Annotated in this window: 13 protein-coding genes and 1 pseudogene; 7 read left to right on the top strand and 7 right to left on the bottom strand. The window is 74.3% G+C overall.

Translation table 11 applies throughout. The features are described from left to right. A pseudogene (locus L1885_RS12270) lies at nt 1-1103 on the bottom strand (hypothetical protein); the annotation flags it as partial. A gap of 272 nt (nt 1104-1375) precedes the next feature. Between L1885_RS12270 and L1885_RS12265 the strand changes: the two are divergent. After that, complete coding sequence (locus L1885_RS12265) at nt 1376-2689, top strand: M18 family aminopeptidase (protein WP_235797104.1); 1314 nt, start codon at nt 1376-1378, stop codon at nt 2687-2689. 261 nt (nt 2690-2950) lie between these two features. Next, nucleotides 2951-3175 (top strand): DUF6458 family protein, encoded by a 225-nt coding sequence (locus L1885_RS12260; protein ID WP_235797103.1) that lies wholly within the window; start codon nt 2951-2953, stop codon nt 3173-3175. Nucleotides 3176-3244: 69 nt separating this feature from the next. Here the strand turns inward: L1885_RS12260 and L1885_RS12255 are convergent, their stop codons facing one another. Then, on the bottom strand, nt 3245-5092 hold the full coding sequence (locus L1885_RS12255) for an NHL domain-containing thioredoxin family protein (RefSeq protein WP_235797102.1): 1848 nt from the start codon (nt 5090-5092) through the stop codon (nt 3245-3247). Nucleotides 5093-5193: 101 nt separating this feature from the next. Between L1885_RS12255 and L1885_RS12250 the strand changes: the two genes are divergently transcribed. The 3 genes from L1885_RS12250 to L1885_RS12240 all read left to right on the top strand — a co-directional run bounded on the left by L1885_RS12250 (nt 5194) and on the right by L1885_RS12240 (nt 6544). Next, nucleotides 5194-5487 carry a hypothetical protein gene (locus L1885_RS12250; protein WP_235797101.1) on the top strand — a complete coding sequence of 98 codons (294 nt, stop codon included), beginning with the start codon at nt 5194-5196 and terminating at the stop codon, nt 5485-5487. A gap of 81 nt (nt 5488-5568) precedes the next feature. Beyond that, nucleotides 5569-6039, top strand: coding sequence for a phosphotransferase (locus L1885_RS12245; protein ID WP_235797100.1), 471 nt, complete (start codon nt 5569-5571; stop codon nt 6037-6039). A 10-nt stretch (nt 6040-6049) separates the two neighbouring features. Next, nucleotides 6050-6544: an LURP-one-related/scramblase family protein gene (locus L1885_RS12240; RefSeq protein ID WP_235797099.1), complete on the top strand. Its 495-nt coding sequence runs from the start codon at nt 6050-6052 to the stop codon at nt 6542-6544. 164 nt (nt 6545-6708) lie between these two features. Here L1885_RS12240 and L1885_RS12235 read toward each other — a convergent pair whose 3' ends face one another. Then, entirely contained in the window at nt 6709-7950 is a 1242-nt protein-coding gene (locus L1885_RS12235) for an MFS transporter (RefSeq protein WP_235797098.1), read from the bottom strand. A 432-nt stretch (nt 7951-8382) separates the two neighbouring features. Beyond that, nucleotides 8383-8901: a MarR family winged helix-turn-helix transcriptional regulator gene (locus L1885_RS12230; protein ID WP_235797097.1), complete on the bottom strand. Its 519-nt coding sequence runs from the start codon at nt 8899-8901 to the stop codon at nt 8383-8385. A 111-nt stretch (nt 8902-9012) separates the two neighbouring features. On the opposite strand from L1885_RS12230, the gene L1885_RS12225 reads away from it, so the two are divergent. After that, a complete protein-coding gene (locus L1885_RS12225) occupies nt 9013-9660 on the top strand; it encodes a YceI family protein (protein ID WP_235797096.1) in 648 nt (215 codons plus the stop codon). An 80-nt stretch (nt 9661-9740) separates the two neighbouring features. Here the strand turns inward: L1885_RS12225 and L1885_RS12220 are convergent, their stop codons facing one another. Continuing rightward, nucleotides 9741-10631, bottom strand: a complete 891-nt coding sequence (locus tag L1885_RS12220) for a carbon-nitrogen family hydrolase (RefSeq protein WP_235797095.1) — start codon at nt 10629-10631, stop codon at nt 9741-9743. A 189-nt stretch (nt 10632-10820) separates the two neighbouring features. Here L1885_RS12220 and L1885_RS12215 point away from each other — a divergent pair, with 189 nt between their 5' ends. Then, nucleotides 10821-11645 (top strand): maleylpyruvate isomerase family mycothiol-dependent enzyme, encoded by an 825-nt coding sequence (locus tag L1885_RS12215; RefSeq protein WP_235797094.1) that lies wholly within the window; start codon nt 10821-10823, stop codon nt 11643-11645. 144 nt (nt 11646-11789) lie between these two features. On the opposite strand, the gene L1885_RS12210 is transcribed toward L1885_RS12215, so the two are convergent. Beyond that, entirely contained in the window at nt 11790-13040 is a 1251-nt protein-coding gene (locus L1885_RS12210) for an MFS transporter (protein WP_235797105.1), read from the bottom strand. A 104-nt stretch (nt 13041-13144) separates the two neighbouring features. Then, nucleotides 13145-13807, bottom strand: a complete 663-nt coding sequence (locus L1885_RS12205; RefSeq protein ID WP_235797093.1) for a GntR family transcriptional regulator — start codon at nt 13805-13807, stop codon at nt 13145-13147. Nucleotides 13808-13988 lie beyond the last annotated feature (181 nt).

Here is a 13988-nt window from a genome sequence, read left to right as displayed (position 1 = left end):
CTGCCCTTCATGGTGCCCGCGCCCCCGCCCTTCGCGGTCGTCGCGGCCGCGCGGCGGGCGATCGTGAACGGCACCGCGACCGTGCGGCCCGGGAGCAGGTCGTCGCTCACGGCGGCCGGAGCCTCGGCCGTCAGCGACCCGCCCGCCGTCCGGGTGACCGCCGCGGCGATGCCGTTGACGGTGACGGTCAGGTCGCCGGGGGCCGGGTCGGTGCTGTCGTCGATCAGCAGCCGCGCGCCCACGCCCTGGTAGCGCGGGCCGCCCGCCGGGCTGCGGAAGGCGGCGACGCCGGTCACGGTGCGGGCGGCGGTCGCGCCGGACGCGGGGGGCCCGGCCGTCCCGGCTGTGTCGTGGCGCAGCGCGACGCGTGCGCTCGCCGCGCCGGCCACGGCGAAGTCGTACGTGGTGCCGGCCACGGCCAGGTCGTCGACGTACGAGTCGAGCGTGGCGGACGCGTCGCCGACGCCTCCGGCGTTTGCGATCAGCCCGATGACCCCGCTGGTGTCGCCGGCGCAGGCGTCCGCGAAGTCCCCGAGGGGCGCGTCGGCGCCCGCGTCGACGTCGCCGATCGCGCGCGAGGTGCGCCAGATCGCGGTCCGGCCGGCGTCCCAGTGCTGCCAGACGCCGGGGACGACGCCCGCCCGGCCCTCGCCGTCCGTCGCCTTCTGCGGCTGGAAGCTCAGGGTGGTGAAGGCGCCGTGGCAGAACATCGGCAGCCGGAGTTCGGGGCCCGCGCCGGTGGCCGTCGTGTGCGCCCCGTCGACGTAGGACGCGTAGGACAGGGGGTCGGCGAGGACCGTGGCCAGCGGCACAGCCTTGGTGAAGTAGTGCGCGGCCTGCGCCTGCTGACCGGCCCCCGCGCCCAGATGGAGGCTGCCGTCGAAGCGGCCGGGGGCGGCGAGGGGCGCGATCTCCTCGACGCCGGGGTGCCGCGTCGTCGAGGGGTCGTCCCGCAGCCGCAGCCAGGCGCGGTCGGGGCCCAGGTCGGCGGCGGTGACGCGGCGGGTCACCGGGGTCGCGGGGGCCGCCGCGTGCGCGGCCTCGCCCCCGCACGCGACCGCCGCCAGGGCGGCCGCGGACAGGGACGCGATGAGTCGGTTCATGCGGGGAACTCCCGTCGGAGGGGAGCCGCGGTCGCCGCGGCGGGGGAGCACGGGCGCGGCGCGGGGCCGCGCGGCCCCACTCTCCCCGGTGGGCCCGTACGGTGGTGTCCGCCACGTCGCGCACTCACCCGATGAGACTCATGGGAATATGCAACCTTCCTATGGATCGTCGGGGTTTGGCGGGTTCGTCACCCCCTCCGGAAGCTGCACCGCGGACAAATGAAGCAGGCAGGACGGCGGTCCGGCCGTCACGCGTCGTTATGGTGAACCACATGAGCACTTCCGCCCGTCGCCCGGGGACCCGCTTCGACCGAAGCCACACCGACGACCTGATGGCCTTCCTCAGCGCCTCGCCGTCTCCGTACCACGCGGTCGCGAACGCCGCGGCGCGGTTGGAGAAGGCCGGTTTCCGCCAGGTCGCGGAGACCGACCAGTGGGACGGCGCGGCGGGCGGCCGGTACGTGCTCCGCGGCGGGGCGATCGTGGCCTGGTACGTGCCGGAGGGCGCTCCCGCGCACACCCCGTTCCGGATCGTCGGCGCCCACACCGACTCCCCCAACCTGCGGGTCAAGCCGCTGCCCGACTCCGGCGCGTACGGCTGGCGGCAGGTCGCCGTGGAGGTCTACGGCGGCACGCTGCTCAACACGTGGCTCGACCGCGACCTCGGCCTGGCCGGCCGGATCACCCTGCGCGACGGGAGCATCCGGCTCGTCACGGTGGACCGGCCGCTGCTGCGCGTGCCGCAGCTCGCCGTCCACCTGGACAGATCGGTCAACACGGACGGTCTGAAGCTGGACCGCCAGCGCCACATGCAGCCCATCTGGGGCCTCGGGGACGCGCTGGAGGGCGACCTCATGCGCTTCGTCGCGGACGAGGTGGACGTCGAGGCCGCCGACATCATGGGCTGGGACCTGATGCCGCACCCCGTGGAGCCGCCCGCCTACCTGGGCCGCGACCGCGAGCTGGTGGCCGGGCCCCGGATGGACAACCTGCTGTCCGTGCACGCGGCGACGGCCGCCCTCGCCTCCGTGGTGACGACGGCCGGCGGCGACCTCCCGTACATTCCGGTCCTCGCGGCCTTCGACCACGAGGAGAACGGCTCCCAGTCCGACACCGGCGCCGACGGGCCGCTGCTCGGCTCGGTCCTGGAGCGCTCGGTGCTCGCCCGCGGCGGCTCCTACGAGGACCGTTCGCGCGCCTTCGCGGGCACCGTGTGCCTGTCCTCGGACACGGGCCACGCCGTGCACCCCAACTACGCGGAGCGGCACGACCCGACGCACCAGCCCCGCGCCAACGGCGGCCCGATCCTCAAGGTCAACGTGAACATGCGGTACGCGACGGACGGCGCCGGGCGTGCCGTGTTCGTGGACGTGTGCGAGCGCGCGGGCGTGCCGTGGCAGACGTTCGTCTCCAACAACGCGATGCCCTGCGGCACGACGATCGGCCCCATCACGGCGGCCCGCCACGGCATCACCACGGTGGACATCGGCGTGGCCATCCTGTCCATGCACAGCGCCCGCGAACTGTGCGGCGCGGACGACCCGTTCCACCTGGCCAACGCCCTCACGGCGTTCCTGGAGGGCTGAGTCCCCGTCACCGCCGCCCGGCCGCAGGCGCCGCGACAGCGGACGGCCGGGCCCCGGGCGCCGGCCGGCCCGCCGATCGGCACGAGGCGCCGCCCGTCGGCCCGGGGCACTCGTCCCGATCGGGGGGAGCGGCCCCCGGTCCGCGGTGGTGCGTGAGGGGCTGACGCCACGGCAGGTCCCCGTGTCCGCATGCCTGTTCCCCGCCTGGGTACCCGATGGCAAGGCCCGGAAGGCCACCACGCTTACCAGGAGGCGGTACCCATGGGCATCGGCGGATGCATCGCACTCATCGCGATCGGCGCGATCCTCACCTTCGCGACCGACTGGCACATGAACGGCGTGAACCTCGACCTCGTCGGGATCATCCTCATGGCCGTCGGCATCATCGGCATCGCGACCTTCACCAGCATCGCCCGGCGCAGGCGCGGGGCGATCATGGAGGAGACCGTGGTCGAGCGCGACCACCACCACGGCCCGATCCTCTGATCCGGCCGACGGGAACCGACTCCCGGACCGCCGGGCCGGCCGGCCCCGCCGCGCCGGCCGGCCCGGCTCTCAGCCCGCTTCGGCGGGCGCGTCCATCCCGGCGAGCACCAGGCCCAGCCGGCCGGTGCCCTCCGGCGTGAGGCGCACCGGCACACCCCAGTCCTGCTGGTGCACGTGGCAGGCCGGGTACTCGATGCCGGGGTCGTCGTCACACGACGCGGCCATCGCGGACACGTGCAGCACGCCCTCCGCGATGCCGTCGGCGAGCACGAGGTCGCGGCTCAGGTCGGTCCCGGCACCCTCGCCGCCGACCAGCAGCTCCGGCGGGGTGGACGACACCAGCAGTCGTGTCGAGGGCCCGTAACGGGTGTCCAGCTTCTGCCCGTTCGGCGCGGTGAAGACCACGTCGAGCCGGACCGTGCCGGGCGCCACGTCCGTGGCCGCCCGCTGCGTGCGGTGCGCGACGGCCTCCACCCGCACCGCCTCCTCGGGCAGGCGCAGCCGGGTCAGCCGGTGCCGGCCCGACTCCACGACCACGATGTCGTCGCCCGCGAGGACCGCGCCCGAGGGCTCCCGCAGGTCCGTGGCGAGCGTGCTGACCTCGCCGCTCGCCGGGTCGTACCGGCGCAGCGCGTGGTTGTACGTGTCGGCGAGCGCGAGCGAGCCGTCCGGCAGGGCGGTCACCCCCAGCGGGTGCTGGAGCAGCGCCTGGTCCGCCGGGCCGTCGCGGTGGCCGAAGTCGAAGAGGCCCAGGCCGAGCGCCGTGCCGACGCGGTAGGAACCGTCCTCGGCCCGCTCCACGTACCGCAGCGCGCTGTTCTCCGCGTCGGCGACCCACAGCCGGTCCCCGGCCACGGCCAGTCCGGACGGCTGCGCGAACAGGGCCTCCGACGCGGGGCCGTCGACCAGGCCCTCGCCGGTCGTCCCGGCGACGGCCTCGACCGTGCCGGTGGCGGGGTCGTACGTCCACAGCTGGTGCACGCCCGCCATCGCGATCCACAGCCGGTCCTGCCACCAGGCGACGTCCCACGGGGAGGACAGCGGAACCTCGGTCGCGGGACCGGACGTCGGCGACTCGTGCCACCACCACTGCTTGCCCGTGCCCGCCAGCGTCGTGACGGCGCCGGTCGCGGGGTCGAACGAGCGCAGCGCGTGGTTCACCGTGTCGGCGACGGCCACGGTCCCGTCGGGAAGCAGCGCGAGGCCCTGCGGCTCGCAGAACGACTCGGGCCCGAACCCGCGCACTCCGCTGCCGACGCGGCGCAGCACGCTCTCGCCGTCGGCGGCGAGCTCCACGAGCTGGTGGCGGGTCGTGTCCGAGACCAGGAACGTGCCGGTCTCGGGCAGCAGCACGGCCTTGCCTGGGAAGCGCAGGTCGGTCGCGACCGGTTCGGGCTCCACGTAGGGCCCGTCGCCGCGCCGCAGTGTGCCCTTGGCCTCGTGCTCGGCCTCCAGCTCCTCGACGAGGCGCTCGATCGCGTGCGTGTGCCCCTCGCCGGCGTGCTGGGCGACGATGTAGCCCTCGGGGTCGATCACGACCAGCGTGGGCCACGCGTGCACCGCGTACTGCTTCCACGTCGCGAGCTCCGGGTCGTCGAGGACGGGGTGGCGCACCTCGTAGCGCTCCACCGCGTCCACCACGGCCTCGTGCTCGGCCTCGTGTGCGAACTTGGGCGAGTGGACACCGACGATCACGGTGGTGTCCTGGTGCTTCTCCTCCAACTCCCGCATGGAGTCCATGGCGTGCAGGCAGTTCACGCAGCAGAACGTCCAGAAGTCGAGTACCACGATGCGTCCCCGCAGGTCGGCGAGGGTGTAGGAGACGCCGCCCGTGTTCAGCCAGCCGCCCTTGCCGATCAGCTCGGGGGCACGGATGCGGGCTCGCCGGGGCGCGGGCGCGGAAGTCGGGTTGTTCATGGTGTCAAGGGTGCCATGGTGGCCGGGGAGGCCCTACGGTGCCGTTTCGGGGGGCCCGGGCACGCCGGGAACACCGCGACGACGGGGTGGGGAGCCTGGTCATGGGAGCTGGGGAAGAGCACGGGGCGACGGCGGCGGCGCCGGGCCGGACGTCGGAGCCGGGGGCACCGGGGCCGCTGCTGGGATCCGGCCGGGACGCGGACGTCTACGCGTACGGGGGCGAGGATCCCGATGGCGCCGAGACCCTGGGGACGGTCGTGGGCGGGGCGTCCGGGACCGGCGGGCGCGGGAGGGACCGGAGCGGCGGCCCCGGGGAGGGCGGGCGCGGCGGCTGGGTGCTGCGGCGCTACCGCGACGGGCGGGACGCCTCGCGGGAAGCCGTCGTGATGGCGTAGTACCTGCACGGCCGGGGCTATCCGGTCCCGGAGGTGCGGCCGGCGGGCGCACGGGGGCCGGCCCGGCCCTCGGATCTCGTGATGCGGCGGCTGACCGGGCCGACGCTCGCCGCGTCGCTGATCGCGGGGGACACCGCGCCGGCCGAGGCGGGTGCCCTGCTCGCGGAACTGCTGGGGCGGTTGCACGCCGTGCCGTCCCGGCAGGGCGGCGGCTCGATCCTGCACCTGGACCTCCACCCCGAGAACGTGATCCTGACCGGCGACGGGCCGTTCGTGATCGACTGGTCGAACACCGAGGAGGGCGACCCGGGGCTGGACCGCGCCATGTCGGCGCTGATCATGGCGCAGGTCGCCGTGGGCGACTTCGGGCTGCCCCGGGAGCCGGTACGGGGGGTGCTCGCCGCCCTGTTGGCGCACGCGCCTGTTTCACGTGAAACGCTCGCCGCCGCCCGCGCCCGGCGCCGTGCCAATCCGACGATGTCGGCGGCCGAACTCGCGCAGCTGGACGACGCGGTGGCGCTGGTGCGGGAGACAGGCCGGGCCCGCGGGTAGCCATGGACGCATGAAATATCAGGTGAGGGACCGGATCTTCGGCATCGGCGACGACTACTGGATCGAGGACGAGCACGGCCGCAAGGCTTTCCTCGTGGACGGGAAGGCGCTGCGGTTGCGGGACACCCTGGAGATCAAGGACCCGTCGGGCCAGGTGCTCATCACGCTCCGGGAGAAGATGTTCAGCATCCGGGACGCGATGACGATCGAACGCGACGGGGAGACGCTGGCGACGATCCGCAGGAAGCGGCTGTCGCTGCTGCGCAACCACTACCGCGTGACGCTGGTCGAGGGCACGGAGCTGGACGTCAGCGGCAAGATCCTCGACCGCGAGTTCGCCGTCGAGTACGACGGCGAACTGCTGGCGGAGGTCTCCCGGCGGTGGCTGTCCGTGCGGGAGACGTACGGCGTGAACGTGGTGCGCGAGGACGCCGACCACGCACTGCTGCTGGCCGTCGCGGTCTGCGTGATCCGCATGGCGGAGAAGGAGCGCGAGGACCACTGAAGCCACTGACCCGGTGAAACCTTCGGCCCGGAGCCCGGCCCTGATTCGGATCCGGATCCGGATCAGGGGATGCGCGGGAGGGAACGGGCCCGTGCGCTGTCGGACCCGGCAGGCCGACCAGCCCGGGGTCGGCCTGCCGGCGTGGGACGGGCCGGGCCCCTGCCCTAGGTCACCGTCGTGCCCTGTCCGGCGGCCGGTTCCCCCGCCTCCGTGCCGTGCTCGCGTTCGGTGGACGAGGACGAGGCGACCACCGCGGAGCGGCCCGTGCCCCGGTCCATCACCCCGCCGGTGACGGCGAGGCCGAGACCGGCCAGCGCGAGGGCCGCGCCGACCAGCGCGGGCGAGGCCCAGCCCCAGCCCGCCCCGATGACCAGGCCGCCCAGCCACGCGCCGCCCGCGTTGGCCAGGTTGAACGCCGAGTGGTTCGAGGCGGCGGCCATCGTGGGGGCCTTGTCCGCCTTGGCCATGAGCAGCATCTGGATCGGCGTGGTGATCAGCGCGCCGACTCCGCCGATGAACGTGATGGTGATGAGCGCGGGAATCGTGCTGTGGACGGCGAAGTAGAACGTGACCAGCGCCGCGGCCAGGAGCACCAGCCCCGCGTACAGGGAGGGCCGCAGGGCGCGGTCGGTGAGCGGGCCCGCCACCAGGGTGCCGAGCGTCATGCCGACGCCGTAAAGCGCGAGGACCAGCGTGGTCGAGGAGTCCGACAGGCCCGTCAGGTGGGTGAGCATCGGGACGAGGTAGCTGTAGACGGCGAAGAAGCCGCCGAATCCGACGACCGCCGTGACCAGGCCGATCGCGACCTGCCGGTTGCCCATGGCGCGCAGCTCGTGCCGGATGCCCGACTGGGGGCCGCGCGGCTGGTGCGGCACCAGGAAGGCCAGGGCGGCGAAAGCCAGGAGGCCGAGGACGCCCACCGCGAAGTACGCGTACCGCCAGCCCAGTTGCTGGCCGAGCGCGGTGCCCGCGGGGACGCCCACGATGTTGGCCACCGTCAGGCCGAGGAACATGGTCGACACCGCGCGGGCGGCCCGCTCGGGGGCGACCAGCCGGGACGCGACGACCGCTCCGACGCCGAACAGCGCGCCGTGCGGCAGGCCCGCGAGGACCCGAGCCGCGAACAGCAGGCCGAAGTTGGGCGCGAGCGCGGAGGCCGTGTTGCCGATGATGAACAGGCCGGACAGGAGCAGCAGCAGCCGCTTGTGGGGTATGCGCGCGCCGAGGCCGGTCAGCAGGGGCGCGCCGACGACGACGCCGAGCGCGTAGGCGGAGACGAGATTGCCGGCGTGCGGGACCGAGACCCCGACCCCGTCGGCGATCTGGGGCAGCAGCCCCATCGTGACGAACTCGGTCGTGCCGATGCCGAACGCGACGACAGCCAGGGCCAGCAGAGCCAGTGGCATGGCGCAGGGAGACCTTTCGGAAGTGGGCGGGTGCCCGGTGCCCGGGCGTGGCGCGACCTGTCTGTACGGGCGCGGCACGACCGGTCCGGACGCGGGGTGCGCCGCGGGGGCGGCGCGGTGGAGTGCACGGTGCGGTGGAGGGTGCGCGGTGCGATGGCGGACTGCTCGTTGTCCTGCTGCGGACGGTTGCTGCGGGCTGGTGCTCTGCGGGCGGTTGCCGTGCGGTCGGGCATCGTCGCCCGGGCACGCGAAAGGAGGGGCCGACCGGACCGGCCCCCTCGATTGAAGCAGCGCCGGAGGCCCCCGCATTCCGTTACGGGGCACCCCGGTAGGTGACGAATGTCGCAGTAGCCGCTGTTTCGCACCGGCCGCGGGAGCCGGGCCGGCCGACGCCTCCCGTCGCGCGCCCGGCCCCGCGGGGGACCGGCGGCGTCACGAAGGGGCGTTGAGCTCCCGGTCCAGCAGGCCCATGGCCTTCACGAAGGTCGTGCGCTCCGAGGGACTGAGCTGCTGGAGCGCCCGCACGATCGGCGCGGTCGCGCCCTCCAGCCAGGCGTCCACCAACGATTCACTGCCCGCGACGAGCCGCACCAGCGTGCGGCGCCGGTCTCCGGGGTCCGGGGAGCGCTCGGCGAAGCCCACGCTCTCCAGATCGGCGACGAGACCGCTGACCGTGGCCATGGTCAGGTCGAGCGCGGTGGCGAGCGCGCCGACGCTCACGCCTCCGTTCTCCTGGATCAGCGCGAGCGCCGAGCCGTGTGTCGGGCCCAGCGGCACGTTCTCCAGCACGATCGGTCCGGCCGGGCGGCGGCGCAGGCCGCGCGTGACGCGGGGCAGCAGCTGGATCAGCCGCCGCATGCCCTCGTGGGCGGTGCATCCGCTCTCCGCGGCCTTGGAGGCGTGCGGGCGTGGCGTCCTCGATGGCGCGGGCTGGGAGCGGTCGATCTTCACAGGGCCGATTCTAGTGAGCCATTTAGTTCGGGGCACCAAACAGTTAGGCTGACCGAATTATTTTCCGGACCGGCGCGACCTCGCCGGACCCGTCCGAAGGAGAGCTCTGACATGACCGACGCAGCCAGGACCCCCACGGCACCGCAGGCGGACACGGCGCGGCAGCTGATCACCGACCGGGCGGGGGCCGGGGCGTGGGTGCTGGACCCCGCGTCCAGCAGCGTGCGCGTCTCCGCCAAGTCGATGTGGGGGCTGGTCACCGCGGTGGGGACGTTCGGCGAGGTGGCGGGCGAGGGCACGCTCGCCGCCGACGGGACGGTCAGCGGCAGGCTGGCCGTCGGCGCCGCGTCGATCGACACCGCCAACGCCAAGCGGGACAAGCACCTGCGCTCCGCCGACTTCTTCGACGTGGAGCAGCACCCGGAGATCGTGGTGGCGGTGAGCGGTGGCGCCGCCGGCCTTACGGCGCAGGGCCTGGCGCTGGAGGCGGAGATCACGGTGCGGGGCGTCACCCGGACGGTGCCGGTGACCGCCGCCGTCGCTCCGGCCGAGGAGGTCGAGGCAGCGGACCCGCCCGCGGCGGGCACGACCGGTGACGGCACCTCGGCGGCGAACGGGGCGGCCACCGGGCCCGCGGCGGTGCGGCTGACCGTCGACACGGTCGTCGAGCACCGCGAGTTCGGGATCGTGTGGAGCCCCATGGGCATGCTGAAGCCGCTCACCGCCGTGACGGTCGAGGCCGTCTTCCGCCGGGTCTGACCCGGCCCGGCCCGGCCGGTGCGCGCACCGGCCGCCGCCGAACCGCTTCAACCGGCTCGCGCGGGCGCGGGCACCCCGGGTCAGGCGGGGCCGGGCGCGGCCAGCGGGATCCGCCGGTCCCTGAGCACGGGGAACTGCCCGCGCGTGCGGGCCACCTTCGTGATGTCCAGATCCACCGTCAGGACCTCCTCGGCGGTCCCCGCCTCCGCGAGGACCTCGCCCCACGGGTCCACGACGATGCTGTGCCCGGCCTGCTCCACGCCCGCGTGGGTGCCCGCCGTCCCGCAGGCGAGGACGTACGCCTGGTTCTCGACGGCCCGCGCCCGCGCGAGCAGCGTCCAGTGCGCGGCACGGCGCGCGGGCCAGCCGGCCGGGACGGCCAGGACGTCGGCGCCCGCGTCGACGAGACCCCGGAACAGCTCGGGGAAGCGCAGGTCGTAACAGGTCGCCAGGCCGAGCACGGCGCCCGCCGCGGCGACCGTCGTGATCTCCGACCCCGCGCTCATCAGCGTCGCCTCGCCCTTGTCGAAGCCGAAGCGGTGGATCTTCCGGTACGTGCGCACGAGCGTGCCCTCGGGAGAGATGACCAGCGACGTGTTGTACAGCCGCGGGCCCTGCCCGGCCTCCGGCCCGTCCGGGGCGGCGCCCGCCGCGGCGCCCGTGTGGACGGGCCCCGCGCCGGCGCCGGCGCCGTCATTGTCATTGGCGGTTGCCCGTTCGACGATCGAGCCCGCGTGCAGGAACACCCCGGCGTCACGGGCCGCCGGCGCGAGCGCCGCGAACGTCGGACCGTCCAGCGCCTCGGCCTCGTCGGCAAAGGATTCGTAAGCGAATGCGCCCATGGGCCAGAGTTCGGGAAGGACGACCAGGTCCGCGCCGCGCTGCTCCCGTACCAGCGAGGCCACCCGCGCCCGCCGGGCCTCGACCGATTCGTGCGGATCTACCGCGATCTGGATGAGCGAAGCGCGCACACTACCACCGTCCTGGCATTCGATCCGTCAACGCGGGCCTACGATCGTCACACGAAAGCACTGCCGGGGTGCCACCGGGCAGCGTAACTTAGGCGCCGAACCTCCCACGCAGCCCGCGCAGCCCGGTGCCAGCCACGCCGCCACAGCCAGCAAGACAGCCCGCGAACCGCAGAACCGCCGAGGGGTCCCGTGACCGTCCATCCCAGCCTTCAGAACTACGCCGATGCCTGGACCCACTCCGTCGAAGCGATAGCCGCCCTGGTGCAGCCGCTCGCCGAAGGCGACTGGAACAGGCGAACCCCCTGCCCAGGCTGGTCGGTCCGCGACGTGGTGTCCCACGTCATCGGCATGGAGTGCGAGATGCTCGGCGACCCGCGCCCCATCCACACCCTCCCGCGCGACCTGTACCACGTGACCGACGAGCTCACGCGCTACATGGAGATGCAGGTCGACGTGCGCCGCCACCACACCTCCCCCGAGATGACGTCGGAGCTGGAGTACACGATCATCCGGCGCGCCCGGCAGCTGCGCAACGAGACCCGTCAGCCGGACGCGACGGTCCGCGCGCCGCTCGGCAAGGAGCAGACGCTCGAACGGGCGATGCAGCTGAGGGCCTTCGACATCTGGGTGCACGAGCAGGACTTGCGCACCGCGCTCGGCCAGCCCGGCAACCTGGACTCGCCCGGCGCGCACGTCACCCGGGACCTGCTGCTGTCCGCGCTGCCGAAGATCGTGGCGAAGGACGCGGAAGCGCCTCGCAATTCGGCCGTCGTCATCGACGTGCACGGCCCGCTGGAGTTCATGCGCACGGTTCGGGTCGACGCGGACGGCCGCGGCACGATCGACGGCGCACCCTCGCTCGGCCCCGTCGTGTCCCTCGCCCTCGACTGGGAGACGTACTTCCGCCTGGCCTGCGGCCGGGTGCGGCTCGCCGCGGTCGCGGACCAGATCAAGGCCGACGGCGACCAGGAGCTCGCGGACGCGATGCTGCGGGCGTTCACGGTCACGCGGTAGCGACCGCGCCGCCGGCGCCCGCTCCGCGCACCGCCCCCCTCCCCGGCCGGGAGGGCCCGGGGGAGGACGGCGGAGGGGCCCCCGGCCGGACCCGTACGAGTGCCGCCGGGGCCCGGCCGCCGCCGGGAGCGCTCGGACGGGGCGTCAGGCCGGGACGTGCACGGCCTCCACCTTGCTCGCGACGATGTGCTCGCGTTCGCGCCGCGCCGTGCGGGCGCGCAGCCGCAGGATCTGGACGACGCCGAGGGCCTCCAGGACGAAGACCGAGGCGAAGGCGATCCGGTAGTCGTCGCCGGTCGCGTCCAGCAGGAGGCCCACCGCGAGCAGCGTCGCCATCGAGGCCGTGAAGCCGCCCATGTTGACGATGCCGGAGGCGGTGCCCTGGCGGGACGGCGGGTTGGCGGGGCGCGCGAAGTCGAACCCGACCATCGAGGCGGGGCCGCACGCGCCCAGCACCGCGCACAGCGTGACGAGCAGCCACATCGGGTCGTGGTGCGCGGGCCAGGTGATGGCGGCGGCCCACAGCAGGGCGGTCGAGCCGACGGTGCCGAGCGCGAGCGGCAGCCGCGCCGCGTGGTGGCGGGCTATGACCTGGCCGAACACCAGGCCCACGACCATGTTGGACAGCACGACGAGCGTGAGCAGCTCGCCGGCCGTGGCCCGCGACAGGCCCTGCGCCTCCACCAGGAACGGCAGCCCCCACAGCAGCAGGAAGACCATGCCCGGGAACTGGGTCGTGAAGTGGACCCACATGCCGAGCCGGGTGCCGGGCTCGCGCCAGGCGGCCGCGATCTGCCGCGCCACCCGGCGGGCGCCGAGGCCGCCCCGCTCCGAGCGCGGCGGCGGCTCGTGGCCCTCGGGATGGTCCTTGAGGAAGACCAGCATCAGGGCGAGGACGACGACGCCCGCGGCGGCGCTGCCCGCGAAGGTGGTGGTCCAGCCGAGGCCGTGCAGCGTACGGGCGATGACGACCGTCGAGACGAGGTTGCCCGCGACGCCGAACAGCGAGGCGATCTGGGCGATGAGCGGGGCGCGCCGGGCGGGGAACCACCGGGTGCCCAGGCGCAGCACGCTGATGAACGTCATCGCGTCGCCGCAGCCGAGCAGGGCGCGGGAGGCCAGCGCCGTCGCGTACGAGGGGGACAGCGCGAAGCCGAACTGGCCGAGGGTGAAGAGCGTCGCGCCGAGCGCGAGGACCTTCTTCGTGCCCAGGTGGTCGACCAGCAGTCCGACCGGTATCTGCATGCCCGCGTAGACGAGGAGCTGGAGGATCGAGAACGTCGAGAGGGCGGACGCGTCGACGTGGAAGCGCTCCTGGGCGTCGAGGCCGGCGACGCCGAGGCTGGTGCGGAAGATGACGGCGACGAAGTAGACGCTGACGCCGATGCCCCACATCCACGCGGCGCGGCGCCCGCCGGGCGGGTCGCCGGGCAGGGCCGGGGCAGCGGGCCGCCGGCGGCCCGAGGGCGCGGGAGTGGGGGAGGCGGCGGACGGCTCGGTCACCGCTCCTCCCCGCGCACCAGCGTGGACACCCGGCCGAGGTGGCCGCGGACCCGCGAGGCGGCGAGTTCCGCGTCGCCCGACCTGATGGCCTCCAGCAGCTCGGTGTGCTCGGTGACGTTGGTGGCGATCCTGTCGGGGTGCGCCTCCAGCACGGCGACGCCCATGCGCAGTTGGCGGTCGCGCAGCCGGTCGTAGAGCTTCGAGAGGATCTCGTTGCCCGCGGTGCGCACGATGTCCGCGTGGAAGGAACGATCCGCCGCGGCCGAGGCGGCGAGGTCCCCCGTCACGGCGCACGCGCGCTGCGCGTCGAGGAAGTCCTCCAGGCGGGCCAGCAGCGACGCGGGCGCGGCCCCGGCCGCGAGGACCTTGCGCACCGCGAACTCCTCGACCAGCAGCCGGGTCTCGACGACGTCGGAGATCTCCTGAGCCGAGACGGCGAGGACGAGCGCGCCCTTCTTGGGATAGAGCTTGATGAGCCCCTCGACCTCCAGCTTGAGCAGCGCCTCGCGCACCGGGGTCCTGGAGACGCCCACGGCCTCGGCGAGCTCGCCCTCCGTCAGGAGCGTGCCGCCCTCGTAACGGCGCCCGAGCACCCCCTCCTTGACGTGGCTGTAGACGCGGTCGGCCGCGGGTGGCTGTCTGACGGGCGCGGATGTCATGAGCACAGCTTAGATACAACATGTACGCAAGCGGTACGGGCGTCCGGCATGCGGACGGCGCCGGAGTGCCGGGCGGCCCGTCCCCGAGGTGCGGCGGCGCCAGGCGGGACGGGCGCGCCGGGCGGCACGTGACGCCCCCGCGCCATGCGTGACGTGCCGCGCGTGACGGCGCCCGGACCGG

This window comes from Streptomyces fuscigenes, from assembly GCF_021556455.1.
Lineage (GTDB): Bacteria > Actinomycetota > Actinomycetes > Streptomycetales > Streptomycetaceae > Streptomyces > Streptomyces fuscigenes.
Note: the sequence above shows the minus strand (reverse complement) of the source record. Positions and strands in the feature narration are given on the sequence as shown.